This is a genomic window from Nocardioides segetis (assembly GCF_051390595.1).
GTDB lineage: Bacteria > Actinomycetota > Actinomycetes > Propionibacteriales > Nocardioidaceae > Nocardioides.
In genome coordinates this window covers 1-23,699 of the sequence record NZ_JBNINR010000014.1, presented here as the reverse complement: position 1 = coordinate 23,699, position 23,699 = coordinate 1, and the positions used below count along the sequence as shown (strand labels likewise).

The 23,699-nt window shown below is 72.9% G+C and carries 24 protein-coding genes; 9 read left to right on the top strand and 15 right to left on the bottom strand.

Features of this window, described 5'->3' with window-relative positions; translation table 11 throughout:
* The first annotated feature begins 104 nt into the window (after positions 1-104).
* A complete protein-coding gene (locus tag ACPZVR_RS19875; RefSeq protein WP_436701412.1) occupies positions 105-854 on the top strand; it encodes an IclR family transcriptional regulator in 750 nt (249 codons plus the stop codon).
* 12 nt (positions 855-866) lie between these two features.
* Here the strand turns inward: ACPZVR_RS19875 and ACPZVR_RS19870 are convergent, their stop codons facing one another.
* Together ACPZVR_RS19870 and ACPZVR_RS19865 are read right to left on the bottom strand one after the other, a co-directional pair.
* Entirely contained in the window at positions 867-2,030 is a 1,164-nt protein-coding gene (locus ACPZVR_RS19870) for a hypothetical protein (RefSeq protein ID WP_436701411.1), read from the bottom strand.
* A 9-nt stretch (positions 2,031-2,039) separates the two neighbouring features.
* Complete coding sequence (locus ACPZVR_RS19865) at positions 2,040-3,416, bottom strand: hemolysin family protein (RefSeq protein WP_436701410.1); 1,377 nt, start codon at positions 3,414-3,416, stop codon at positions 2,040-2,042.
* Between the two features lie 141 nt (positions 3,417-3,557).
* Here ACPZVR_RS19865 and chrA point away from each other — a divergent pair, with 141 nt between their 5' ends.
* Positions 3,558-4,943 carry a chromate efflux transporter gene (gene chrA / locus ACPZVR_RS19860; protein ID WP_436701409.1) on the top strand — a complete coding sequence of 462 codons (1,386 nt, stop codon included), beginning with the start codon at positions 3,558-3,560 and terminating at the stop codon, positions 4,941-4,943.
* 63 nt (positions 4,944-5,006) lie between these two features.
* Here chrA and ACPZVR_RS19855 read toward each other — a convergent pair whose 3' ends face one another.
* Together ACPZVR_RS19855 and ACPZVR_RS19850 are read right to left on the bottom strand one after the other, a co-directional pair.
* The gene (locus ACPZVR_RS19855) at positions 5,007-5,138 is read right to left on the bottom strand and encodes a hypothetical protein (protein WP_436701408.1); all 132 of its coding nucleotides are present in this window, start codon (positions 5,136-5,138) and stop codon (positions 5,007-5,009) included.
* Positions 5,135-6,535 (bottom strand): MFS transporter, encoded by a 1,401-nt coding sequence (locus ACPZVR_RS19850; RefSeq protein ID WP_436701407.1) that lies wholly within the window; start codon positions 6,533-6,535, stop codon positions 5,135-5,137. The genes ACPZVR_RS19855 and ACPZVR_RS19850 overlap by 4 nt, the downstream gene beginning before the upstream one ends.
* A gap of 141 nt (positions 6,536-6,676) precedes the next feature.
* Between ACPZVR_RS19850 and ACPZVR_RS19845 the strand changes: the two genes are divergently transcribed.
* The 6 genes from ACPZVR_RS19845 (at position 6,677) to ACPZVR_RS19820 (ending at position 12,299) form a co-directional block, all read left to right on the top strand.
* Positions 6,677-6,994 (top strand): metal-sensitive transcriptional regulator, encoded by a 318-nt coding sequence (locus ACPZVR_RS19845; RefSeq protein ID WP_436701406.1) that lies wholly within the window; start codon positions 6,677-6,679, stop codon positions 6,992-6,994.
* Positions 6,995-7,116: 122 nt separating this feature from the next.
* Positions 7,117-7,323 carry a heavy-metal-associated domain-containing protein gene (locus ACPZVR_RS19840; protein ID WP_436701405.1) on the top strand — a complete coding sequence of 69 codons (207 nt, stop codon included), beginning with the start codon at positions 7,117-7,119 and terminating at the stop codon, positions 7,321-7,323.
* Positions 7,320-8,297, top strand: a complete 978-nt coding sequence (locus ACPZVR_RS19835) for a DUF8832 domain-containing protein (protein WP_436701404.1) — start codon at positions 7,320-7,322, stop codon at positions 8,295-8,297. The genes ACPZVR_RS19840 and ACPZVR_RS19835 overlap by 4 nt, the downstream gene beginning before the upstream one ends.
* Positions 8,298-8,349: 52 nt before the next feature.
* On the top strand, positions 8,350-10,599 hold the full coding sequence (locus ACPZVR_RS19830; protein ID WP_436701512.1) for a heavy metal translocating P-type ATPase: 2,250 nt from the start codon (positions 8,350-8,352) through the stop codon (positions 10,597-10,599).
* An 85-nt stretch (positions 10,600-10,684) separates the two neighbouring features.
* Complete coding sequence (locus ACPZVR_RS19825; protein ID WP_436701403.1) at positions 10,685-11,551, top strand: amidohydrolase family protein; 867 nt, start codon at positions 10,685-10,687, stop codon at positions 11,549-11,551.
* A 76-nt stretch (positions 11,552-11,627) separates the two neighbouring features.
* Positions 11,628-12,299: a glyoxalase gene (locus ACPZVR_RS19820; RefSeq protein ID WP_436701402.1), complete on the top strand. Its 672-nt coding sequence runs from the start codon at positions 11,628-11,630 to the stop codon at positions 12,297-12,299.
* On the opposite strand, the gene ACPZVR_RS19815 is transcribed toward ACPZVR_RS19820, so the two are convergent.
* The 3 genes from ACPZVR_RS19815 to ACPZVR_RS19805 all read right to left on the bottom strand — a co-directional run bounded on the left by ACPZVR_RS19815 (position 12,236) and on the right by ACPZVR_RS19805 (position 14,570).
* Positions 12,236-12,814 (bottom strand): TetR/AcrR family transcriptional regulator, encoded by a 579-nt coding sequence (locus ACPZVR_RS19815; RefSeq protein WP_436701401.1) that lies wholly within the window; start codon positions 12,812-12,814, stop codon positions 12,236-12,238. The genes ACPZVR_RS19820 and ACPZVR_RS19815 overlap by 64 nt on opposite strands.
* A gap of 110 nt (positions 12,815-12,924) precedes the next feature.
* Positions 12,925-13,740: a hypothetical protein gene (locus tag ACPZVR_RS19810; protein WP_436701400.1), complete on the bottom strand. Its 816-nt coding sequence runs from the start codon at positions 13,738-13,740 to the stop codon at positions 12,925-12,927.
* Positions 13,737-14,570, bottom strand: coding sequence for an RHS repeat-associated core domain-containing protein (locus ACPZVR_RS19805; protein WP_436701399.1), 834 nt, complete (start codon positions 14,568-14,570; stop codon positions 13,737-13,739). The genes ACPZVR_RS19810 and ACPZVR_RS19805 overlap by 4 nt, the downstream gene beginning before the upstream one ends.
* Before the next feature lie 220 nt (positions 14,571-14,790).
* On the opposite strand from ACPZVR_RS19805, the gene kstD reads away from it, so the two are divergent.
* On the top strand, positions 14,791-16,503 hold the full coding sequence (kstD, locus tag ACPZVR_RS19800; protein WP_436701398.1) for a 3-oxosteroid 1-dehydrogenase: 1,713 nt from the start codon (positions 14,791-14,793) through the stop codon (positions 16,501-16,503).
* Here the strand turns inward: kstD and ACPZVR_RS19795 are convergent.
* From ACPZVR_RS19795 to ACPZVR_RS19760, 8 genes are all read right to left on the bottom strand, one after another.
* Positions 16,466-16,807 (bottom strand): DUF2784 domain-containing protein, encoded by a 342-nt coding sequence (locus tag ACPZVR_RS19795; RefSeq protein WP_436701397.1) that lies wholly within the window; start codon positions 16,805-16,807, stop codon positions 16,466-16,468. The genes kstD and ACPZVR_RS19795 overlap by 38 nt on opposite strands.
* A gap of 116 nt (positions 16,808-16,923) precedes the next feature.
* Complete coding sequence (locus tag ACPZVR_RS19790) at positions 16,924-17,529, bottom strand: GrpB family protein (RefSeq protein ID WP_436701396.1); 606 nt, start codon at positions 17,527-17,529, stop codon at positions 16,924-16,926.
* A 2-nt stretch (positions 17,530-17,531) separates the two neighbouring features.
* Positions 17,532-18,197, bottom strand: coding sequence for a response regulator (locus ACPZVR_RS19785; protein ID WP_436701395.1), 666 nt, complete (start codon positions 18,195-18,197; stop codon positions 17,532-17,534).
* 8 nt (positions 18,198-18,205) lie between these two features.
* Positions 18,206-19,531 carry a sensor histidine kinase gene (locus ACPZVR_RS19780; protein WP_436701394.1) on the bottom strand — a complete coding sequence of 442 codons (1,326 nt, stop codon included), beginning with the start codon at positions 19,529-19,531 and terminating at the stop codon, positions 18,206-18,208.
* On the bottom strand, positions 19,528-20,475 hold the full coding sequence (locus ACPZVR_RS19775; protein WP_436701393.1) for an acyltransferase family protein: 948 nt from the start codon (positions 20,473-20,475) through the stop codon (positions 19,528-19,530). Before ACPZVR_RS19775 ends, ACPZVR_RS19780 begins: the two co-directional genes overlap by 4 nt.
* A 20-nt stretch (positions 20,476-20,495) precedes the next feature.
* Positions 20,496-21,434 (bottom strand): D-alanine--D-alanine ligase family protein, encoded by a 939-nt coding sequence (locus ACPZVR_RS19770; RefSeq protein ID WP_436701392.1) that lies wholly within the window; start codon positions 21,432-21,434, stop codon positions 20,496-20,498.
* A complete protein-coding gene (gene alr / locus ACPZVR_RS19765; protein WP_436701391.1) occupies positions 21,431-22,594 on the bottom strand; it encodes an alanine racemase in 1,164 nt (387 codons plus the stop codon). Before alr ends, ACPZVR_RS19770 begins: the two co-directional genes overlap by 4 nt.
* Positions 22,591-23,214 (bottom strand): M15 family metallopeptidase, encoded by a 624-nt coding sequence (locus ACPZVR_RS19760; RefSeq protein ID WP_436701390.1) that lies wholly within the window; start codon positions 23,212-23,214, stop codon positions 22,591-22,593. The genes alr and ACPZVR_RS19760 overlap by 4 nt, the downstream gene beginning before the upstream one ends.
* Positions 23,215-23,699 lie beyond the last annotated feature (485 nt).

Below are 23,699 nucleotides of genomic sequence, written 5' to 3'. Positions count from 1 at the left end.
ATGCACCCAGTTCACCGTCTCCCTCCCCCGCGCGGTCAAGCAGGTGATCACTCGGCGGATGACGAGAGGCGCGCGCGTCCACTGAGTGGACGTAGGATCGACAGGTGTCCCGCGCTCCCGGAGTCCTCGAGAAGGCCGCCGCCCTGCTCCGCGCGCTCTCCGCGGCCGAGTCCGGCGCGACGACCACCGAGCTCGCCACGTCCACCGCACAGCCGCGCGCGACCACCCACCGGCTGCTCGAGTCACTGGCCGCCGAAGGCCTCACCGACCGGGACCCGACCAGCGGTCGCTGGTACCTCGGCCCCGAGACCTACGTCCTCGGGGTGGCCGCCGCCGCCCGCTACGACCTCACCAACGAGGCCCGGGCGAGCGTCCACCGGCTGGCGAAGGAGACCGGCGAGAGCGCCTTCTTCTCGGTGCGGCGCGGCGACGAGGTCGTCGTCCTGCTCCGCGAGGACGGCGACTTCCCCATCCGCTCCTACGTCCTCTACGAGAGCGCCCGGTTCCCGCTCGCCGTCGTCTCGGGCGGTCTGGCGATCCTGGCCCACCTGCCCGCCCGCGACGTCGACGCCTACTTCGCCCGCTCGGATCCCGTCGCCGCCTGGGGGCCGCAGCACGCCGAGGCGCTGGTGCGCCAGCGGCTGGCCGCGACCCGGCGTACCGGCTGGTCGCTCAACCCCGGCCACGTCGTCGAGGGCTCCTGGGGCATGGCCGCCGCGGTCTTCGACACGGCGGGGCGCCCCGAGTGGGCCCTCACCCTCACCGGGGTGGAGCAGCGGTTCCGGCCCGACCGGCAGCCGGCACTGGGCCGGCTGCTCCTGGAGGAGGCGCACCGCCTGTCCCGGCTGGCCTGACGCGCCGCGCCCTCAGCGGACCCGGCGGACCCGGCGGGCCAGCCGGGCCACCGTCCGCGCGGGCCCGCCGCCCGCGGGGCCGGGCGGGGTGGGGCCCGGCGGGGTGGGGCCGGGCGGGGTGGGGCCGGCGCCCCGGGCACCTCGCTGGAGCCCGGCCGCCACGCCGATCGCGACCCGCGCGGCGAGGTCGGGATCCACCGTCGTCGGCGCCGTCGTGGCGTCGATCCCCGTCGGGGGGACCGATGCCAGCGACGCCAGGTCGCCGTGGACCCGCACCCCGAGGTCGCGGATGGTGTCCGCCATCTCCGCGGCCACCTCGTTGGCCCGCGCGACGGCCCAGTCGGGAGTCACGATCCGCGCCTCCTCGCCGCCCGGGACGCGGCTCTTGAGGTGGTCGCCGATGTCGATCAGCACGCGCGCGTGCGACTCGGGACGCAACCCGGCCCGGCGGTACTGCACGTTGAACCGACGGATGACCTCCGCCTCCGCCGCGGTGAGCGACCGGTTCTCGAGCGCCTCCTTGGCGGTCAGGGTGCCGGGCGTCAGGTCGAGCAGACCCTCGAAGACCCGCGGCAGGAACTGCCGGTCCGCCGGATCGAGGACGACCACGACGACCCGGTCCCGCCCGACCCGCTCGGCCCACCGCGCCGCCAGGGCGTCGTGGCGGTGACGCACCCAGAAGTTGCGCGGAGCCGGGCGCGGGTGGTCGGGATCGAAGATCGAGCGCAGCCACTCGTCGTACTCCCGCCGGCCGCCGCTCTGCAGCCCCTGCTGGTACTGCGAGGACAGGATCCGCGCCAGGGGACGCAGCGTGATCACGATCCACAGGTCGTCGCGGCCGACGCGATCGACGATCTCGTCCAGCTGCTCGTCGGTGGCGTCGGAGAGGAACTCGCTGCTGAACAGCCGGCGCTGGGACCCGGGCGCCCGGAGGTCGCCCACGATCCGCTCCCAGCGCCGCTCGGCCGCCGCCGCGTCCGACCCGACCACCAGGCGACGCGTCACCCACCGCGCGGCGGACGCATCGTGCCGGCCGCGGGACAGGTAGCCGACCCCGTGGGCCTCCAGCTCGTCGCGCGCCTGGTGCAGGATGCTCTGCAGCGCGGTCGTGCCGGTCTTGTGCGGACCGACGTGCAGGATGCGCGCTCCCGCGGGGACGGGATCGATGGTGGACACGCCGCCAGGCTATCGAGCGTGATCGGGCCCGTCGGACCCATCGGCCGCGGTGGAACCGGCGGACCCGGTGGACCCGTCCGCCGGCTCGTCGGCCGCGATCGGCGGCGGGACGATCTCGACCTGGGTGATCCGGCGGCCCTCGACCGCCGCCACCCGCAGCACGGCGTCGCCGACCTCGATCCGGTCGTCGACCTCGGCGACCCGGCCGAGGCGGGCGAGCAGGTAGCCGGCCACGGTCTCGTAGTCGCCGTCGGGGAGCTCGACGCCGGTCTCCTCCGCGACGTCCTCGATGGTCAGGCCGCCGGAGACGAACGTCGGGCCGGCGGTGCCGGCGGAGCGGCGGACGAGGAGGCCGTCGGGCTCCTGGTCGTACTCGTCGCGGATCTCGCCGACGATCTCCTCGACGAGGTCCTCGAGGGTCACGATGCCGTCGGTGCCGCCGAACTCGTCGACGACGATCGCCAGGTGCGTGCCCTCCTTGCGGAGCAGCACCACCGTGGGCAGCACCTTGTTGGTGCCGGGCAGGTGGAGGACCTCGCGGCGTACGTCGTCGACCGTGCGACCCACGGGATGCTCGCCGAGGAGGTCCCGCACGTGCACGAAGCCGGTGATGTCGTCGAAGTCCTCACCGATCACCGGGAAGCGGGAGTAGGGCTGGTCGGCGACCCAGGAGGCCGCCTCGGCCAGCGGCATGCTGCCCCGCACGAAGGCGACGTCGCCACGCGGCCGCATGACCTCCTTGAGGTTGCTGCGGGTCGCCGCGAAGACGTCGCCGAGGATCTGCCGCTCCTCGGCGGCGAGACCCTCGTGGCTGGCGACGATCTCGCGCAGCTCCTCCTTGCTGACCTCCTCCGACGTCGCGTCGGGGTCACCGCCGAGCAGGCGCACGAGGGCGTTCGTGGAGACCGAGAGCAGCCAGATCACCGGGCGCATCAGGGTCGCGAACCGATCGAGCACCGGCCCGGTCAGCATCGCCACGCCGGCCGCCCGCTGCAGCGCGAGCCGCTTGGGGACCAGCTCGCCGAGCACGAGCGAGAGATAGGCGATGAGCAGCGTCATCGCCACCAGGGCGACCGTGTCCGCGGCGTCCGGGCCGAGCCCGAGGTCCACGAGGTACGGCGCCACGTCGGGCGCCAGCGTCGAGCCGCCGTACGCGGCGGAGAAGAAGCCGGCGACCGTGACGCCGATCTGGACCGCCGAGAGGAAGCGGTTGGGGTCGCGTGCGATCGCGGCGACCCGCTGGCCGCGGCCGCCGCGCAGCGCGAGCTGGTTGACCTGGGTCTCGCGCAGCGACACCAGCGCCAGCTCGGTGGCCGCGAAGACGCCGCCGACGAGCACGAAGGCCACGACCAGGCCGAGGTTCACGAACGTCTGAGTGTCGATCATCGCCGTTCACCCGCCCGCGGCGCGACAGGTGAACGGAAGGGACATCGGGACTCATCCATGGGCAGGATCCTAGGGGGCCGCCGGAGTCCACGCCTCCGCGACCGTCACCCCGCGGTCATCCGGCCGTGCTTCACTGCGGAGGTGACCTCGCCCGACCGCGACGCCCATCCCACCGGCGGGGACGTGATCCCCCTCCGGGCCGCGACCCGGGCGTGGTTCCAGATCTCACTGCAGACGTTCGGCGGGCCGGCCGGCCAGATCGCCGTCATGCAGCACAAGCTGGTCGACGAGAAGCGGTGGATCGGGCAGCGGAGGTTCCTGCACGCCCTCAACTTCTGCATGCTGCTGCCGGGGCCCGAAGCCCAGCAGCTGGCGATCTACACCGGCTGGCTGCTCAACGGGATCCGCGGTGGGCTGATCGCCGGCGGGCTCTTCGTGCTGCCCGGCATGCTCGCGCTGCTGGCGCTGTCGGGCATCTACGTCGGCTACGGCGACACCGACCTCGTCGCCGCGCTCTTCGCCGGCGTGGCGCCGGCGGTGATCGCGATCGTGGTCCAGGCGGTGCAGCGCGTGGGCAAGCGCGCTCTGCACCACGGCGCGCTCGTCGCGCTCGCCGCCGCGTCGTTCGTCGCGCTGACCTTCTTCGCGGTCCCGTTCCCCGCCGTCGTCCTCGCCGCCGCGGTGCTCGGCTGGCTGCTGAGTCGGCGCGTCCCCGCGCTCCGCGAGCCGCCGTCCCACGGCACGGACGACGGACCGGAGCCGCTGATCAGCGACGACGCGCTGCACCACGAGCTGCCGACCGTTCGCCGCTCCGGCAAGGTCCTGGCGATCGGGCTCGTCGCGTGGTTCACCCCGGTGGCCGGCTTCGCCGCGCTCGCCGGCACCACCGGCACCCCGGTGTTCGTCGACCAGGGACTCTTCTTCTCCGGGGCGGCGGTGGTGACCTTCGGCGGTGCGTACGCCGTGCTGGCCTACGTCGCGCAGCAGGCGGTGGGCGTCTACCACTGGCTGGCGCCCGGCGAGATGATTCGCGGCCTGGCCCTCGCCGAGACGACCCCCGGCCCGCTGATCATGGTGGTCCAGTTCGTCGCCTTCGTCGGCGCCTACCGCCACCCCGGCTCGCTCGACCCCTGGGTCGCAGCGGTCCTGGCGTCACTGCTGGTGACCTGGGTGACCTTCGTGCCCTGCTTCCTGTTCGTGCTCCTGGGGGCGCCGTACGTCGAGCGGCTGCGCGACAACCGCGGCCTCGGGGCGGCGCTGACGGGGATCACCGCCGCGGTCGTGGGCGTGATCGCCAACCTGGCCGTGTTCTTCGCGCTGCACAACCTGTTCGACGACAACCGCACGCTCGATGCCGGGTGGCTGCACCTCGACGTCCCCGTGCTCGAGTCCGCGGACCCGGTGGCCTTCGGGATCACTGCCGTCGCTCTCGTCGTCATGTTCCGGCTCGGCTGGAGTCCGCTACGGACGCTCGGACTGTGCGCGGCACTGGGCGTCGGGGTGTTCCTCGTGGGACTGGCGGGCTAGGGAGGGCTGGCCGGGCCGGTCCTCCCGACCGGGCGGCCGTCGAGCTCGGCGAGTCCGGCGAGGTCAGCAGCACGACGCGGACGGACCCGGAGCGCTGCCACGCGCCGATCCTCGCACGAGGGTCCCGGCCAGGGCCGCCGCCGCGCAGCGCAGGGCGCAGGCGGCGGCGACCTTGACCATGTCCCGTCCGGTCACGACCGGCTCCCCCGCAGGGCGAGTGCGGACACGGCTCCGACACCGGCCACGACGGCCGCGCCGATGAAGGCCGTCGAGTAGCCCTCGGTCAGGGCGATCGGGTCGCCGAGGCGGTCGGCGCCGGCGGCCGCGGCGATCGCCGTCATCACGGCGAGACCGAGCGCGGAGCCGATCTGGTAGCTCGTGTTGACGATGCCCGAGGCGAGGCCGCCCTCCTCCGGCGGCGCCGCGGAGATCGCGGTGCCGAGCGTCGGGATGAACGCGAGCGACATGCCGAGCGCCGCGACGAGCGAGGCCGGGAGCACGTCGACGGCGTAGCTGCCGTCGGGGTCGATCATCGCCAGCCAGGCCATGCCGACGGCGAGCAGGACGAGGCCGCTGACGGTGGCGGTGCGGACGCCGACGAGGGCCAGCACCTTCGGCGCCAGCACGATCATGCCGACCATGATGAGCAGCGTCATCGGCAGCAGCGCGGCGCCGCTCGGGAACGCGGTGAAGCCGAGCACCTGCTGGAGGTAGAGGTTCAAGAAGAACCACATCGGGATCCACGCGGCGCCGAGGAGGAGCTGGGCCAGGTTGGCCGCCGCGAGGTCGGGCGCGCGGAAGATGCCGAGCCGGAGCAGGGGGTCGCGGCCGCGGGCCTGCTGGACGACGAAGACGGCGAGCAGGACGACGCCCGCGGCGAGCACCCACCAGGTGCGAGCGGCACCCCAGCCGACCTCGGGCGCCTGGACCACGGCATAGACGACGGCGGCGAGACCCGCGGTCACCAGGACGGCACCGACGACGTCGACACCGCGCGAGCCACCGGCGCGGCCGCCCGGCATCGAGGCGGGCACGAGCACGAGGATCAGCACGGCGATCGGGACGTTGATCGCGAAGACCCACGGCCAGCTGAGGTACTCGGTGATCACGCCGCCGAGGAACACGCCGGCCGTTCCGCCGGCGGGCGCGGCGGCGCCGTACAGGGCGAGCGCCTTCGTCAGCTCGCGCGGCTCGCTGCCGAACAGCATCATCAGCAGCGTCAGCGCAGCCGGTGCGATCAGTGCCGCGCCGGCTCCCTGGATCGCGCGGCCTGCGAGCTCGGCCTCGACGTTCCCGGCGAGGGCCGCGAGCAGCGATCCGGCGGCCAGCACCAGCCAGCCCGCGACGAAGACGTTGCGTGCGCCGAAGACGTCGGACACCTTGCCCCCGAGCAGGAGCAGGCCGCCGAACGCGACGACGTAGGCGTTGAACACCCAGGACAGGTTCTCGGGCGTGAAGCCCAGCTCGCGCTGCATCTCGGGCAGCGCGACACCGATGATCGAGGTGTCCATGATGACCATGAACTGGGCCGCGGCGATCACCGCGAGCCCGAGCCAGCGCCGGTTGGTCGCTGGCGCGGTGGTGACGGACATCTGAGTCTCTCCATTCTCTTCGCTTGCCTTCATACCCTAGGGGGGTATGGTTTACGACAAGGCGGGACGCTACCACGGAATACCGCAGGGGGGTATCCTGTTCATCAGGTCGAACCCCGAGCAGACGAAGGACACAGGGCCATGGCAGACACCGGAACCGGCGCGGCGCACCAGCACAGCTACATCGCCAACCGCACCAAGGACGACTACCTCAAGCGACTGCGCCGCATCGAGGGCCAGGCACGAGGGCTGCAGCGGATGGTCGAGGAGGAGCAGTACTGCATCGACATCCTCACCCAGGTCTCCGCCATGACGAAGGCCCTCCAGTCCGTCGCCCTCGGACTGCTCGACGAGCACATGGCGCACTGCGTCGTGAATGCCGCCCAGGAAGGGGGCGAGGAGGCCGCGATCAAGCTCAAGGAGGCCTCCGACGCCATCGCCCGACTGGTCCGTTCCTGACGCGTCCCGTCCTTCATCCAGAAGAGAACAGGCTGGCAGCGCGGCGGGAGGCGACCGCCCGGCAGCGTGCTGCCCCGCGGCGCCGAAGACGCGCCAGCCCATCCAACAGAGAGGAGCTCGCCATGAGCACCACGCAGACCTTCACCGTCACCGGCATGACCTGCGGCCACTGCGTCGCCTCCGTCACCGAGGAGGTGCAGGAGATCACCGGCGTCGAGGACGTCGCGGTCGACCTGCCCACCGGTGCGGTCACCATCACCAGCGCCGCCCCCCTCGACGAGTCCGCCGTGAAGGCGGCCGTCGAGGAGGCCGGCTACCAGCTCGCATGAACACCCCGACGCGGCTCGCCGGCTTCGGAGTCGTCGCCGCCGTGGTGTTCGGCATCGCCCTCCTCGTCGGCCGGGCCGTCGGCCCGGTCGCCGCGGAGACCCCCAGCCACGACACCCATGCCGGCGACACGGCCGAAGGCACCGCTGACGACGCTGCCGCGGGCGACGCCGCCCAGGACTCCGCCGAGCCGGAGACCGAGATCCCAGGAGGACTCATGACATCGCAGGACGGATACACCCTCACCCTCGCCCAGGACCGGGCCGAGCCCGGCTCCGCGGTCCCGGTGAGCTTCACCGTCAGCGGTCCCGACGGGGCCCCCGTGACGTCGTACGACGTGCAGCACGAGAAGCAGCTCCACCTGATCGCCGTACGCCGCGACCTGACCGGCTTCCAGCACGTCCACCCGACGCTGGACGGCAGCACCTGGTCGGTCGACCTGGCCCTCACGCCGGGGACGTGGCGGCTGTTCGCGGACTTCAAGGCCACCGGCGGTGAGGCGCTCACGCTGGGCGCCGACCTCGCGGTGGACGGCGCCTTCGAGGCCGCCCCGCCCGCGCAGGAGACCCGCACGGTCACCGTCGACGGCTACGAGGTCACCCTCGACGGCGACGTGGAGGCCGGGGCCCACGCGAAGCTCACGCTGAGCGTCAGCAAGGACGGCGAGCCGGTCACCGACCTGCAGCCCTACCTCGGGGCCTACGGCCACCTGGTCGCCCTGCGCTCCGGTGACCTCGCCTACCTGCACGTCCACCCCGACGGCGAGCCCGGCGACGGTACGACGCAGCCCGGGCCGGACATCGTGTTCCACACGTCCGTCCCCAGCGCCGGGACCTACTACCTCTACCTCGACTTCCAGCACGACGGCGTCGTCCGCACCGCGGCGTTCGCGGTGACCGCCGGCGGCGAGGCGAGCCCGAAGCCGGCCGGGGAGCCGAGCACAGGACAAGGAGAGAGCAGTGGCCACGCACACTGACCGCGCCGCGCCCGACGCTCCCGAGCAGCAGGTCGAGCTGGCTCTCACGGGGATGACCTGCGCCTCCTGCGCCAACCGCATCGAGCGCAAGCTCAACAAGCTCGACGGGGTCACGGCGACGGTCAACTACGCGACGGAGAAGGCGAAGGTCACCTTCGCCGACAGCGTCTCGACCGCCGATCTCGTCGCCGCCGTCGAGGCGGCCGGGTACGGCGCCTCGCTGCCCAGGCCGCCCGCCTCGGCGGGCGGCGCGGGCGGGGACGGCGACACCGCGGCCGACGACCCGATCCGCCCGCTCCGGCAGCGGCTGGTCATCTCGGCCCTGCTCTCGGTGCCGGTGATCGCGATGGCGATGGTGCCGGCGCTCCAGTTCGACTACTGGCAGTGGCTCTCGCTGACGCTCGCCGCGCCGGTGGTGCTGTGGGGGGCCTACCCGTTCCACAAGGCGGCCTGGACCAACCTGCGCCACGGCACGTCCACCATGGACACGCTGATCTCGCTCGGCACGCTCGCCGCGCTGGGCTGGTCGCTCTACGCGCTGTTCTGGGGCACGGCCGGTGTCACCGGGATGACGCACCCGTTCGAGCTCACCATCGAGCGCAGCGACGGCAGCGGCAACATCTACCTCGAGGCCGCGGCGGGCGTCACGACGTTCATCCTCGCCGGACGCTACTTCGAGCAGCGCTCGAAGCGGCGGGCGGGCGCGGCGCTCAAGGCGCTGCTCGAGCTCGGCGCCAAGGAGGTCGCGGTCCTCGGACCCGACGGCGTCACCGAGACCACGGTGCCCGTCGAGCAGCTGGCGGTGGGCGACCTCTTCGTCGTCCGACCGGGCGAGAAGATCGCGACCGACGGCGTCGTCGAGCGCGGCAGCTCCGCGGTCGACGCCTCGATGCTCACCGGGGAGTCCGTGCCGGTCGAGGTCGCTACGGGCGACGCGGTCGTGGGCTCATGCGTCAACGTGGGCGGCCGGCTGGTCGTCCGGGCCACCCGGGTCGGCGGCGACACCCAGCTCGCCCAGATGGCGCGGCTGGTCGAGGACGCCCAGAACGGCAAGGCCCAGGTCCAGCGCCTGGCCGACCGGATCTCCGGCATCTTCGTCCCGATCGTGATCGTGCTCGCGGCCGGCACCCTCGGCTTCTGGCTCGGCACCGGCAACGGGCTCGCGGCGGCCTTCACCGCCGCGGTCGCCGTCCTCATCATCGCCTGCCCCTGCGCCCTCGGCCTGGCCACGCCGACCGCCCTCATGGTCGGCACCGGCCGCGGAGCGCAGCTCGGCATCCTGATCAAGGGTCCCGAGGTGCTGGAGTCGACCCGCGCGGTCGACACCGTCGTCCTCGACAAGACCGGCACGGTCACCACCGGCACGATGACCCTGCGCGACGTGATCGCCGCCGAGGGCGAGGACGCCGCCGAGATCCTGCGGTACGCCGGCGCGCTCGAGGACGCCTCCGAGCACCCGATCGCCCGGGCGATCGCCGACGCGGCGCGCGAGCAGCACGGCACGCTGCCGACGGTCGAGGACTTCGCCAACATCGAGGGCCTCGGCGTCCAGGGCGTGCTGGTGGACAGCACGGACGGTGCCGACAGCGGCACCAGCCACGCCGTCCTGGTCGGCCGGCCGCAGCTCCTCGCGGAGTGGTCGCAGCACCTCACCCCCGCGCTGCAGGAGGCGCTCGAGCAGGCCCAGGCGACGGGCGGCACCGCCGTGGCGGTCGGCTGGGACGGGCAGGCCCGGGGCGTGGTCGTGGTCGCGGACGCGATCAAGCCGACCTCGGCCACCGCCATCGCCCAGCTGCGCGAGCTCGGTCTGCGCCCGGTCCTGCTGACCGGCGACAACGCCGTCGTGGCCCGGACCGTCGCCGCCGAGGTCGGCATCGACGAGGCCGACGTCATCGCCGACGTACTGCCCGCCGACAAGGTCGACGTCGTCAAGCGGCTCCAGGGCGAGGGCAAGGTCGTGGCCATGGTCGGCGACGGCGTCAACGACGCCGCCGCCCTCGCCCAGGCCGATCTCGGCCTGGCCATGGGCACCGGCACCGACGTGGCGATCGAGGCCAGCGACCTCACCCTGGTGCGCGGCGACCTGCAGGTCGCGGTCGACGCGATCCGGCTCTCGCGCCGGACGCTGGGCACCATCAAGGGCAACCTGTTCTGGGCCTTCGCCTACAACGTGGCCGCCCTCCCGCTGGCCGCGGCCGGCCTGCTCAACCCGATGCTGGCCGGCGCCGCGATGGCGTTCTCGTCGGTGTTCGTGGTCTCGAACAGCCTGCGGCTGCGGCGGTTCCGCGCCTCGGCGTCCTGACCCACCCGGTCGCGGTCCCGGTCGCCCCACGGCGGCCGGGACCCTCGTCGTACACCCGCACCCGCCCAGAACCCTCGGAGACCCGATGACCCTGCCGACGATCGTCGACGCCCACGCCCACCTCTGGGATCCGGCCGCCAACCCCTGGTACCCCCGCCTGCACTCCTTCGCCGAGGCGACCGCCAGCCCGTGGCTGCTCGACCGGCACCGGTACGTCGACCTCGCGGCGCACCATCCGGGGCTCACCCTGGCCGGCGTGGTGCACGTGGCAGCGAGCTCGGCCCCGCACGCCTATCTCGACGAGGCCCGCTGGCTCGACGCGGAACGCGCCGGCGCGCCCGTGCCGATCGTCTCGATCGGCACGGTCGACCCGCAGCTCCCCGTCGCCGAGCTCGTCGCCCACCTGGACGAGCAGGCGACGTACGGCCACCTCCGCGGGATCCGGGTCTTCCCCGGGATCGAGCCCGACGCCCCCGGCACCGCGCCGCTCCTGGACTGGCTGGCCGAGCGCGGGCTGGTCTTCGACCTGGTCGCGACGCCCGGCTCGCTGCCCGCCTGGGCGACGCTGCTGGCCGGACGGCCGGGGCTGCGGGTCGTGCTGGAGCACCTCGGGTCCCCGCACGACCTCAGCCCGGACGGGTACGCCGCCTGGCGGGCCGCGATGCGGCGCGCGGCCGCGGAGACCGACTGGAGGTGCAAGTTCTCCGGCCTCGGCATGGTGCTGCCGACCGTGACCGGGACGACCCTGCGACCGTGGCTGGAGGACGCGGTGGCGGCCTGGGGCTGGGACCGGCTGCTGTTCGGCTCGAACATGCCGATCGACTCACGGCGGGTCCGGCACCCGGACCTCCTGGCCGCGATCGTGCCGCTGGTCGGCGAGCTGGCACGTCCCGCGGAGGCCGCGCGGTTCTTCGCGGACAACGCCCGTGCCGCCTATCGCCTGCCGGTCTGACCCGCCGGCCGGCCCTTCCGCGAGGTCGTCAGGAATCGAGAAGCAACGCGGTGCCGGCGCGCCTAGCGTCGGGGACATGAACTCCATCGACACCCTGACCCTCGAGGTGGCCGACCCGGCCGCCGCCCGCGACTTCTACGCCCGCGCCTTCGGGCCGGACCTCCCCCTCGACCTCCGAGCCGGCGAGTCGCCGACCGACGGCTTCCGGGGCTTCCACATCTCGCTCACCATGGCCCAGCCGGCCGACGTCGACGGCCTGGTCGCGACGGCCCTGGACGCCGGTGCCACCACGATCAAGCCGGTCACCAAGTCCTTGTGGGGCTACGGCGGCGTGCTCCGCGCGCCCGACGGGGCGATCTGGAAGGTGGTCAGCTCCTCGAAGAAGAACACCCGGCCGGTCAGTCGGGAGATCGAGAGCATCGTGCTGCTCCTCGGCGCGGGCGACGTGGCGGCGAGCAAGCGCTTCTACGTCGAGCGCGGCTTCGCCGTCGCGAAGAGCTTCGGCAAGAAGTACGTCGAGTTCGAGCCCGGCACCGGTACCGTGACCCTCGGCCTGCTCGGCCGCAAGGCGCTCGCCAAGGACGCCGGCGTGCCGATGGAGGGCAGCGGCTCGCACCGGATCGTCCTGTCGGACGGCGCCGCCCCCGCGAGCGACCCGGACGGCTTCGTCTGGGAACCCGCCGCTCAGCGCCAGGCGCCGGAGACGACCTCGTCCAGCGCCGCGCCGATCAGCTCGAGCAGCGACTGATCCTCGACGGCCAGCCAGCGGCGGTAGGCGTACTCCGCCGCCGCGAGCACGACCTCGACGGCGATGCCCGCCCGCACGTCGTCGTCGGGCACGCCCATCCGTCCGGCGGCGAGCGCGACCAGCGCGGCGCGGTCGGCGTCGGCGATGAGGACGACCCGCGGGGCCAGCTCGGGCGCGGTCCGCATCGCCGCCCGCCAGCGCCGAAGCTCCACGTCGGGCACCTCGGCGCTCCGCTCGCGGATCGCCGCCGCCAGCGCCGGCGCCACGGGCTCGCCGCCGGGTCGCTCGGCGTACGTCGCGACGATCTCGGCGCTGCTCACGAGCAGCGGCTGGAGCAGCAGGTCCTCCTTGGCCGAGACGTGACGGAAGTAGGTGCTCGTCGAGACCCCCGCCGCCGCCGCGATCTCGTCGGTCGTCACCGCGGCGAAGCCCCGCTCCGCGAACAGCGTCCAGGCCGCGTCCTGGATGTCGCGGCGCACCCGGAGCCGGTTGCGCTCGCGCAAGGTCAGGGCCACCATTCGACTCTCTCACCGTTCGGAGCTGCTCACAAGTTGATGGAAACTCCCATGTTCTGGCTCAGATCTCCCCACCAACTAAGCGAGTGCCGTCGTCCGGCGAACTGACGTCAGGTTCCCAAGTTGGGAGACGTCAGCAACTCGTAGGCCGTCTTCATCACGTCCCATGCCAGGCTGTCCCCTAGAAGTCGGAGATCTGGTTCCAGCGGCGGAATGTCCCTCCTCATCTGGACCTCAAGACGCGTGGAACTACGCCGTATGACGCGAGACTCCGTCGGACCACGGCCGCCAGGCCAGAACTCGAGCACGATTTCCAGGTGTCGAATCCCGAGGTTCTTACGCAGGTCTTGCCAAAGCGTAGTCTGACTAGACACTGCCGCACTCTTGTAGAAGCGTGTCAGGAAATGATCGTCGGAGAACGGAGGTGACTCGGTGCTGTATCCGACGCCAAGTCCGACCGAAGCCAGAATCCATGGCGAACGTCCATTGCTTCGAACTGGGACCATGGTCCCGGAGAAGGTCGCTGGATCGACCGTTCCCCTGCGGCCGGCGGCGGCCTCAGCAAGGGCGCATACCAGGCTGATCTCATTGCATCCCTCGTTGACAGGCACGGCGAGGGCACGCTCGAAGTAACTTGGCCCAGCGCACGCCAGTAATTCGATGCTGCGCTGCACCAAGTCATCCGAGACTTCCTTCCCGTTTCCTTTCCGTACGAGGTCCTCTCGGATCGCCGATGTCAAACCAGCTGCATCCGCATAGTCTCGCAAGGTTTCGATCTCGGCGCGGAACTGGGCTACGGCGTCTTCGCCCAGCGTTACCACAAAATTAGCGGCATCGAGGATGTCGTCGCCAACCGGCGAATATCCGACCAGTGACATGGCTGTCCACAGGACATCGAATGACTTTCCCAATCTAAGATTCGTCATGTACAGATCTTCCTTGATCCAGGGTTATGCCCCGGAGGGCAGTGTCCCCATCTGACAAGGTAGTCCCAGATCAGTTGTGCTTCGACTGCCCTCGCCGCCCATTTGCTAACGTTCTCTACGACCCAGTTCCATATGCATGGGTCCACGGCCGACATCCTTGAGCACTGGCCTATCTGTGAGGTCGGACGGTTTGGTCCGACTCCAGTCATTCCATATTTCCAGACATACCAATGCGTATCTTTGATCGACTTTCGATGTTTGATCACATAGGTGTAGTATCCTTTTCCTTTCTTGGAAGTACCATTGCCCGGGAAGGGAACCGTAAACCCGTGCGCCTTGGCCGTCTCGGTGAGGGTGATGGCGATTCCGGCGATGACGATGGCGCCGGCGATATAGGTGAGGGCCGCGCCGACACCAGCGCCGACTACAGGGATAACCGGGATCAAACACGGACAGGCGCCACTGGTGTCGTCATTGTTGACTGGGTCGAGCGGAGATCCATAGGCAGTGGCGTTTCCCCCGCGTACAGGATCGTTTGATAGGAAACGTCCGGTCGAAGGGTTATAAAGGCGTACGCCCATAAGGACCAGGCCCCCGAGCGCGTCCGACGAGCGCTGGCGAGATCCGAGCCACCCGTAGGGCGACTTGGCGGATGCTGAGTCACGGGGACTTCCGTATTCGGTGTTTTCGGAGTAGTCGGTGATAATTGCGGCCGAGCCGTCGACCGGCGTCGTGGCGACGATGTCGCCGTGGAGGTTGGTTAGGTGCAGCAACAAGACGACCAAGGCGACGAGACATCTGAGCAGCCCACTCTGTCGCGGGCTCCCCACAAGCGCCCTCCGCGCCGACCCGTGGCACCGGACCCTAGAGCCGCACGACAGCACCTGTCTCAAGAATGCCAAGAACCCACCAGTAATGCCCCGGACGGGCGTCGTCGCGCGCGCCGGTCCGTGCGGCGGGGCCGAGGACAGGACCACCCGCTCCCGTTGCACCTTCCTTCACATCTTGATAGAAACTCCCATGTTCGGAGTCTCTATCAAGGAGTGAGCCATGACCGACGAGACCTACGACGTGGTCGTGGTCGGCTCCGGCGGCGCGGGCATGGCGGCGGCGATCACCGCGGCCGCGCACGGGCTGTCGACGGTGGTGCTGGAGAAGGCCGGCGCCTGGGGCGGCACCACGGCGCGGTCCGGCGGCGGCGTGTGGATCCCGGGCAACGACGTACTCCGTCGGCACCTGCCCGCCGACGATCTCGACGAGGCGCGGCGCTACCTGCACGCGATCGTCGACCCCGAGGCGGGGGTCGACCCGGCCCGGATCGACGCCTACCTCGACCGCGGCGCCGAGGCGCTGCGCTTCCTCACGGAGCACTCCGCGCTCGACCTGGAGTGGGTGCGCGGCTACTCCGACTACTTCCCCGAGGCGCCCGGCGGGCGGGCCGCCGGCCGCTCCTGTGAGCCGCGGCCGTTCGACACCCGCCGGATCGGTCCGGATGCCGCCACGATGCAGCCCTTCTACACGAAGGCGCCGCTGAACGTGGTGGTCAAGCAGTCCGACTACCGCTGGCTGAGCACCGGGCTGCGGCACTGGCGCGGGCCCCTGCACATGCTGCGCGTCGGTCTGCGTACCGTGCTCGCCCGACTGCGCGGACGGCGGCTCGTCGGCCTGGGCAGCGCGCTGTCGTCCTCCCTGCTCGTCGGCCTGCGCGACCTCGGCGTCCCGCTGCGCCTCGACACCACGCTGGCAGAGCTGGTCCGCGACGGCGACCGGGTGACCGGCGTACTGACCACCGGCGGCGACCGGATCCTGGCCCGGCGCGGCGTGATCCTCGCCTGCGGCGGCTTCGACCACGCCGCCGCGATGCGCGCCGAGCACCAGCGCCAGCCCGCCGGGCCGCAGCTCTCCCTCGGCGCCGTCACCAACACCGGCGACGGCATCCGCGCCGCCGTCGACGTCGGCGCGGCGACCGCGCTCATGCACGACGCCTGGTGGGCGCCGTCGATCCCGCTCCCCCGCGGGACGTGGTTCGCGCTCGCCGAGCGCTCACTGCCCGGCAGCCTGATCGTCAACGCCCGCGGCGAGCGGTTCATGAACGAGTCCCTGCCGTACGTCGAGGCCACGCACCGCATGTTCGGCGGCCGGTACGGCGCCGGGGCCGGTCCGGCCGAGAACCTCCCCTGCTGGCTGGTCTTCGACCAGACCTACCGCGACCGCTACCTCTTCGCCGGCATCACGGGCGGTCGCCCGCTCCCGAGGTCCTGGCTCGCCGACGGCGCGATCACCCGCGCCGCGAGCCTCGACGAGCTGGCGGCGGCGATCGGCGTACCGGCCGGGTCGCTGGCGGCGACGGTGACGCGCTTCAACGGGTTCGCCCGTACCGGCGTTGACGAGGACTTCCACCGGGGCGAGTCCGCCTACGACCACTACTACGGCGACACCACGAACCGGCCCAACCCGAGCCTGGGCACGCTGGCCAAGGCGCCCTTCTACGCGGCCCGGATGGTGCCCGCCGACCTCGGCACCAAGGGCGGCGTGGTCACCGACGAGCGAGCCCGCGCGCTGCGCGCCGACGGCAGTGCCATCGAGGGGCTCTACGCCGTCGGCAACACCAGCGCCGCCGTCATGGGACACACCTACGCCGGGCCGGGCGCGACGATCGGGCCGGCCCTGGTGTTCGGCTACCTCGCCGCGCTCGACTGCGCGGACGGCGGCGACGGGTCCGGCCTCAGCGGACCGCGAAACCGAGCCACGAGCCGAGGATGACCGTGGCCACGAGGACCTCGACCCGGCGGGCGAGGCGCGAGGGATAGACCCGGTTCTCGAAGTAGTGGGCGATGAACCCACGCTCGTTCATCCGCGGCTTGCCGGCACCCTCGCGGGCCCAGTCCTCGAGACGCGAGAGCGGGCAGGCCGCGTCGGTCGCGGCCATCCGTCCGCCCCAGATCGCCGCGGCGAGGTGAGGGACGAACACCCACGGCATCAGCCAGGCGAGGAAGCCGCCCACCACCGTGAACCCGACGAACAGCATGTGGACGACGAACGCCCCAGCCGCGACCACCCGATGCACGGGCACCCATCCTAGGGACCCCACGCGTGCGACCATCGACCGGTGCTGCTCGAGATCCGTGGACACCACCTCCCCGGTCGGCTGAGCGCGTCGTACCCGGGCAACGACGCGGACGATCAGGTCAGTCCGGTCGCGGCGAACGCACGCGCGTAGATCTCCCGCACCACGCGCTCCTTGCGGGCGTTGTACTGCATGCCGTGCTCCCCCGCCGCGGTCGAGGCGGCGGACGCGGCGAGCTTGGCGGCGGCGTACCGCTCGCGCTCGTCGGGATTGCCGCGCAGCCAGTCGCGGAAGATCCGGTGCCGGACGACCTCGGGGCTGTCGGGGCCGAAGACGTGCACGTGACTGACCGGCGCGGCACCGCGCAGCAGCCGGTGCTCGTGCCACCACGGCTCCCGCACCCGCAGCACGAACCCGACGGCCTCCAGTGCGGGCACGTACGCCGCCTCGTCGGCCGGGTCCGCGACCACCAGGTCCACGTCGATGACCGGCTTGGCGGGCAGGCCGGGGACCGAGGTGGAGCCGACGTGCTCGACGGCGAGCGCCCGCCAGCCGAGCGCGCCACGCACCGCGGCGGCGATCTCCTCGAACCGCGCGGGCCAGGAGGGATCCGCAGGGACCACGGCGACATCGGGGCTCGGGCCGGCCCCCTCGACCCACGGCGAGGCGCCCGGCGGGACGGGGGCGTCGTGGAAGGTGACGATCTCCTCGCGGGTCGGCATGCTCAGGCCACCAGGCCGTGCTCGTGCGCGAAGACCACGATCTGCACCCGGTCGCGCAGGCCGAGCTTGCGCAAGATGGCGCCGACGTGGGTCTTCACGGTCGACTCGCTGAGGAACACCCGCCCGGCGATCTCCTGATTGGACAGGCCCTTCGCGACCGCCCCGAAGACCTCACGCTCCTTGTCGGTGAGGCCGAGGTACGCCGGCGGCGGGGTCGCGGCGGCCTGGAACTGGCTGTCGAGCAGGGTGGAGAGGTCGGCCGGGGCGAGCACGGCGTTGCCGGAGTGGACCGTGCGGATCGCGTCGCGCAGCATCACCGGCGTGGTGCCCTTGAGGAGGAACCCGCTGGCGCCGTACCGGATCGCGGTGGCCGCGCGGTCGTCGAGATTGAACGTGGTCAGCACGATCACGCGGACCGGCCGCTCGCGCCGGGCGGTGCGGTCGGGCAGGAAGATCTGGCGGGTCGCCTCGACGCCGTCCATCTCCGGCATCCGGATGTCCATCAGCACCACGTCGGGCGCGAGCTCGTCGACCATCCGCACGGCCTCGACCCCGTCGGCCGCCGCGCCCACGACCCCCATGCCCTCCTGGGCGTCGACGATCACCCGCACCCCCTCGCGGAACAGCTCCTGGTCGTCGACGAGAAGGACCTTGATCGGCTCGCTCACACCCGCGATTATCGCGCCCGCACCGGCACCCAGGCGGTCGCGGTGAACGTCGGCGGGTCGGTACGGCGGCGTACGTCGAGCCGGCCGCCCACCGCCTCGAGGCGCCGGCGCATGCCCTCCAGTCCCTGGCCGCCGTTGGCCGCAGACGGGTGCGCCGACGGGGTCGGCGGGGGCGGCGGGGGCGGCGGGGAGGGGAGCGGCACCGCGATCGGATGGGTCGGGTCGAGCGCGGGCCCGGCGTCCGGCGCGGGCACCGGCTCGGACGGCGGCTCGGGGGCCGGCTCGGGCAGGGCGTTGCGGACCTCGATGCGCAGGTCGCCGTGCCAGTGGCGCTCGACGTGGACCGGCTGGTCGCGCGGGCCGTGCTTGATCGCGTTGGTGAGCATCTCCTGCAGCACGCGGAACGCGACGACGGCGAGCTCGGGCGGCATCGGCTGCGGCGTCCCGATCTCGGTGGCGATCACCTCGTGCCCGCTGGCCCGGACGCCCTCGATCAGGCTGTCGAGATCGGCCTGCTGTCCCGCCGGCGCGGCGGCCCCCGGCTGCTGCGCCGTGGAGGCGAGCACCTGGCGGACGTCGTCGAGCGACGAGCGTGCCGAGGTCGCGATATTGGCCATGGTGAGCTTGAGGCCCTGGGTGTCCGCGTCCTCGAGGTACTGCGCGGACTCGGCCTGCGCGAGGATCACCGCCAGGGAGTGGCCGACGACGTCGTGCACGTCGCGGGCCAGCTGGGCCTGCTCCTCGCGCAGCCGGGCGATCTCCTCGGCCTGGTCGCGCTGCGCCTCCGCGGCGACCTGGGAGCGCCGCGAGTCCTGCGAGCGCGAGGCGAACCGCAGGGCGAGGCCGAGCAGCCAGGGGGTGGCGAGCAGCGCGATGCCGAGGATGCCCGCGGTCGCGCGCACGCCGTAGCCGCCTGCCCGGTAGGCGTCCTCCGCCAGGCCGCCGATGCCCAGGCTCTCGAGTCCCTCGTAGAACGAATACGGGGAGAGCCACACGACCGCGATGACCGCGCCGACGGGGATGGAAAGGCCGCTGAGCCAGACCGTCGGGAGCCGGCCCCAGCGGGCGCACCCGAACGCGACGACGGTGAGCAGGACCTCCGTGACCATCGGGTCGACGCCGGTGAGGACCTGGAGCAGGCCGGTGAACCAGGCGACCGCGAGCGCCGCGCCCGGCAGCGCCCGCGACAGCCCGACCGCGACCGCGACGCCGGTGATGACGACGAGCGGCGGCCACAGCTCGACGTAGTAGTACCGGTTGATCTCGACCAGGCCGACCAGGAGTGCCGCGGCGCCGGCCAGCACGTCCGGCACCCAGCGCGCCGCGCGGGTCACGCCGCGACCTCGGCCGGTGCGGGCCGGCGGGCCCATCGGCGCTGGAGCGGCGCCTCGACGTACCGCCACGAGAGGGCGGCCGCGACGAGGGTCAGCAGCACGGCCGGGAGCGGCGGCAGCCAGAGGGAGAGCGGGTAGTTCCACAGGTACGCCGCGTAGGACACCGTCCCCAGGGCCACCAGCGCCCGCAGCGGCCCGGTCACGGTGACCCGGCTCCGGCAGGCGAGGATCAGCACACCGGTCAGCGCGGCGATGGCCGGACCTCCTGCCAGGTAGGTGAGCGCGTGTCCCCGCAAGGGAATCACACTCAGCACCGCCAGCGCGGCGAGGGCGGCCGGCGCGGTCCAGGACGGCAGCCGGGGCGCCAGCCGGTCGCCGTACAGCCGGACGGCGGCGCCGATCACGAAGCACCCGGCCCAGCTGGTGGGCAGGGAGTAGGCGAGATCGGGGTCCTCGGCCAGCCACCAGGTCGTCGCGAGGCAGGCCAGGGCGGTGACCGCGGCGGCGACGAGCAGCGCCCAGCCGCGGCCGAGCAGGAGCAGGGCCGCGGGCCACAGCAGGTAGAACTGCTCCTCGGTCGCCAGCGTCCACAGGTGGAAGGTCGCGTCGCTGGCGTGGCCGAACGGCAGGTTGCCGGTCCACGTCAGCGCCCACAGCACGGTCCAGCCGAGCTCGTCGCGGTCTCCGAGCGGATCGGCGACCAACGTCACCAGCACCACACCGGCGACCAGCACCAGCAGCGGCGGCACCAGTCGCCGGGCGCGGCGCAGGTAGAAGTCGCGCAGCGGAGGACGTCGCTCCAGCACGCCGGTGATGAGGTAGCCCGACAGCGCGAAGAACATGACCACGCCGACGACCCCGGCGCCCGGAGCGACGTCGGGCACCGCGTGGCGCAGCAGCACCAGCCCGACCGCGATCCCGCGGAGCAGGTCGAGGCCGGCCACACGCTCCGAGCCCGGCGACCTCACCGGTGGGCGCCGCGGACGAGCTCGTCGAGCAGGTCCGGGTAGGTCATGCCGGCGGCGGCGAACATGCGCGGCGCCTGGGAGTGCTCGGTCATGCCGGGCATGGTGTTCACCTCGTTGAGCACCGGTCCCGCCTCGGTCAGGAAGAAGTCGACCCGGGCGACGCCGGCACAGCCGAGTGCCTCGAACACCCCCGTCGCCGCGTCCTGCAGCGCCTTGGCATCGGTCTCGGCGAGCGCCGCCGGGATCCGGAAGTCGGCGTGCCCGCCGTACTTCGCGTCGTAGTCGAAGATCCCGTCGGCCACGATCTCCAGCGCCGGCGGCACGAACAGGCTCCCGTCCGCCCGGCGCAGGACCGCCACGTCGACCTCCCGGCCGACGACCAGGTCCTCCACCAGCACCCGGTCGTCGAGCGCGAACGCCGCCTCCAGCGCCGGCGCCAGCGCCGCGGGTACGTCGACCCGGCTGACGCCCTGGCTCGAACCGGCGGCGACCGGCTTCACCACGACCGGGTGGCTCCAGCGCAGGTGCGCGGCGGTGGCGGGCGTGACCAGGACGCCGGGCGCCGTCGCGACGCCGACCGCCTCGGCGACGAGCTTCGTCGCCCACTTGTCCATGGCCAGCGCGCCCGGCCGGATGCCGCTGCCGACGTACGGGAGGCCGGCGAGCTCGCACAATGCGGCGAGCGCGCCGTCCTCGCCGCGCGGGCCGTGCACCACCGGGAAGACGACATCGCAGCCGCGCAGGACCTGCGCCGCGCCGCTCAGGCCGATCGGCCGCAGTCCCCGGTCGCGCCAGGTGCCGTCGCGGCCGATGGTCAGCGCGACGACGTCGTAGGTCGCCGGGTCGAGCGCCCCGGCGACCGAGGCGGCCGACGCGACCGACACGTCGTGCTCGCAGTTCGCCCCGCCGCCGATCACGGCCACCCGGGTCCTCATGCCAGGCTCCGCAGGTAGGTCGCCGGCTCGACCGGTGCCCCGCGAGGGACGCGGGCCCCGATGCCGGTCACGATCTCGTGCTCGATGGTGTCCGCCCAGGTGGCCCACTCCGCGACCGTCGGCTCACCGGCGCCACCGGGTCCGAAGACGGTGACGCTCTCCCCGACCTCCGCGCCGGTCGCGCCCAGGTCGACCACGACCTGGTCCATCGAGATCCGGCCGACCACCGGGCGGCGGCTGCCGCGCACGAGCACCTCGGCGCGGCCGGACGCGACGCGGGGCAGCCCGTCGGCGTACCCCAGCGGCAGCAGGCCGAGCCGGGTGGCGCGGGACGTGCGATGGGCGTGGCCGTAGCCGACGGGGGTGCCGGCACGGACGCGGCGCACCTGCACCAGGGCTGCGGTCAGGGTCAGGGCCGGCGCCAGCGGCGTGGTGCCGGAGGGGTCGATGCCGACCAGGCCGGCGCCCACCCGGCTCATGGTGTGGTGGGCGCGCGGGTCGGTCAGCGTCGCCGCGGTCGCGGCGAGGTGCCGGTCGCGCGGCCGGAGGCCGGCGCCGCGGGCGACCTCGACGGCCCAGGCGAAGCGGGTGCGGCCCCGGGCGTTGCACGCGTCGGCAGGATCGTCGGCGCAGCCGAGGTGCCCCATCACGCCGACCACCTCGACCTGTCCGCGCACCTCCGCGTTACGCGCGGCCCGGCACAGCGCCGCCCACTCCTCGGGCTCGGCGCCGTCGCGGGCCATGCCGGTGTCGATGTGCAGGTGGACCCGATTGCGGCCCGGACCGGCGGCGACCGCCGCCAGGTGGGCGAGACTCGGGACCGCGACGTCGACGTCCCGGACGGCTGCCGCGGGGAAGTCGGCGTCGACCGGGTTGAGCCAGCTGAGCACCGGCGCGACGAGGCCGGCGTCCCGCAGCGCCCACGCCTCCGCGAGGCTGGTCACGCCGAGCCGGGTGGCGCCGTGGGCGAGTGCGGTCCGGGCCACGTCGACCGCGCCGTGCCCGAAGCCGTCGGCCTTGACCACGGCCATCAGCTCGCCCGCCGCACGGTCGGCGAGAGTACGGGTGTTGCGCGCCACGGCGGCCAGGTCCACCGTCAGCCATGGCGTGCTCGCTGCCAGCTCGCGCGGCCGCACGGCCAGGCCACTCGTCCCGGTCATGCCGCCACTGCCGAGGCGAGCGGTCCGTAGAGCCCGTGCGGGGCGCCGGTGGTCAGCGCCCAGTACCGGTCCCCGTGGCTCCAGTGCCACCACTCCGTCGGGTAGTTGACCAGGCCCTGCGACCGGAGCACGCGCGCGAGCACGGTGCGGTGCGCCCGGGCGTCGGGACCGATCCCGGCCGCCGCGAACCAGCACCGGCCGTCGCTCTGCTCCGGCGTCGCGTCGATCGGCGTGCCCAGGTCGAGCTCGTCGCCGCACACGTCCACCAGGGTGAGGTCGACCGCCGCGCCGGCCACGTGCGGTGCCACGTCGACCGGTGCCACGAACCTGCTGGTCAGCCGCTCCAGCGCCTGCTCGCCGATGCCCGGGTGCAGCGCGGCCAGCTCGGCGCCGTACGCCGCCACGATCGCGCGCTGCGCCTCCAACGGCCGGAAGCCCTCGACCACGCGGAGCCGGATGCCCGCCGGCAGCAGTCGGTCCGCCGCGACCAGGCGGTCCGCCAGACCGGCGCGCACCAGGACGCCTGCCGGCGCCAGGTCCATGGGGAGCCGGACCAGCGGCTCCCCGCACTCGACGACGGGGACCGCGCGCACGCGGGGATCGGACAGGAGGATCGTCATGCCGACCACGCTAGGAACGGCCGGCCCTCCCCCACCTCCGCCTGAGGTGCCGCTCCGCTGTCCTCAGGTGCCGAGCCGGTCAGCCCGCGGGGTGACCGGCACCGCGCCGCCGCTGTAGACGGCCGTCTTGGTGGTGCCGGTCACGGTGCCCGAGATGGCCTGCGGGAACGGAGCGGCGCGGGACCGCCCGGTCTCGCTCCACCTTCTTCCCCTTCCGCACGGTGAGCGTGCCGCGGGCAGGCAGCGACCATGCGGCCACGCTAGGAGTCCGCCCGGGGTCGGGCGTCAGGGTCACACCCCAAGATCTCAGGCGGCTCGGGGTCGGGCGGGGGCGTAGGTCAGTCTGCCGGTGAGGTGGTGGCGGGTGGTGCGGGGTGGTGGGGTCCAGACGGGTTGGCCGGTGTCCTCGTCGATCTTCACGATCCAGGGGGTCTGGTGGATCAACGTGTGGTGGTGTCGGCACAGCATCACGAGGTTGGACAGTG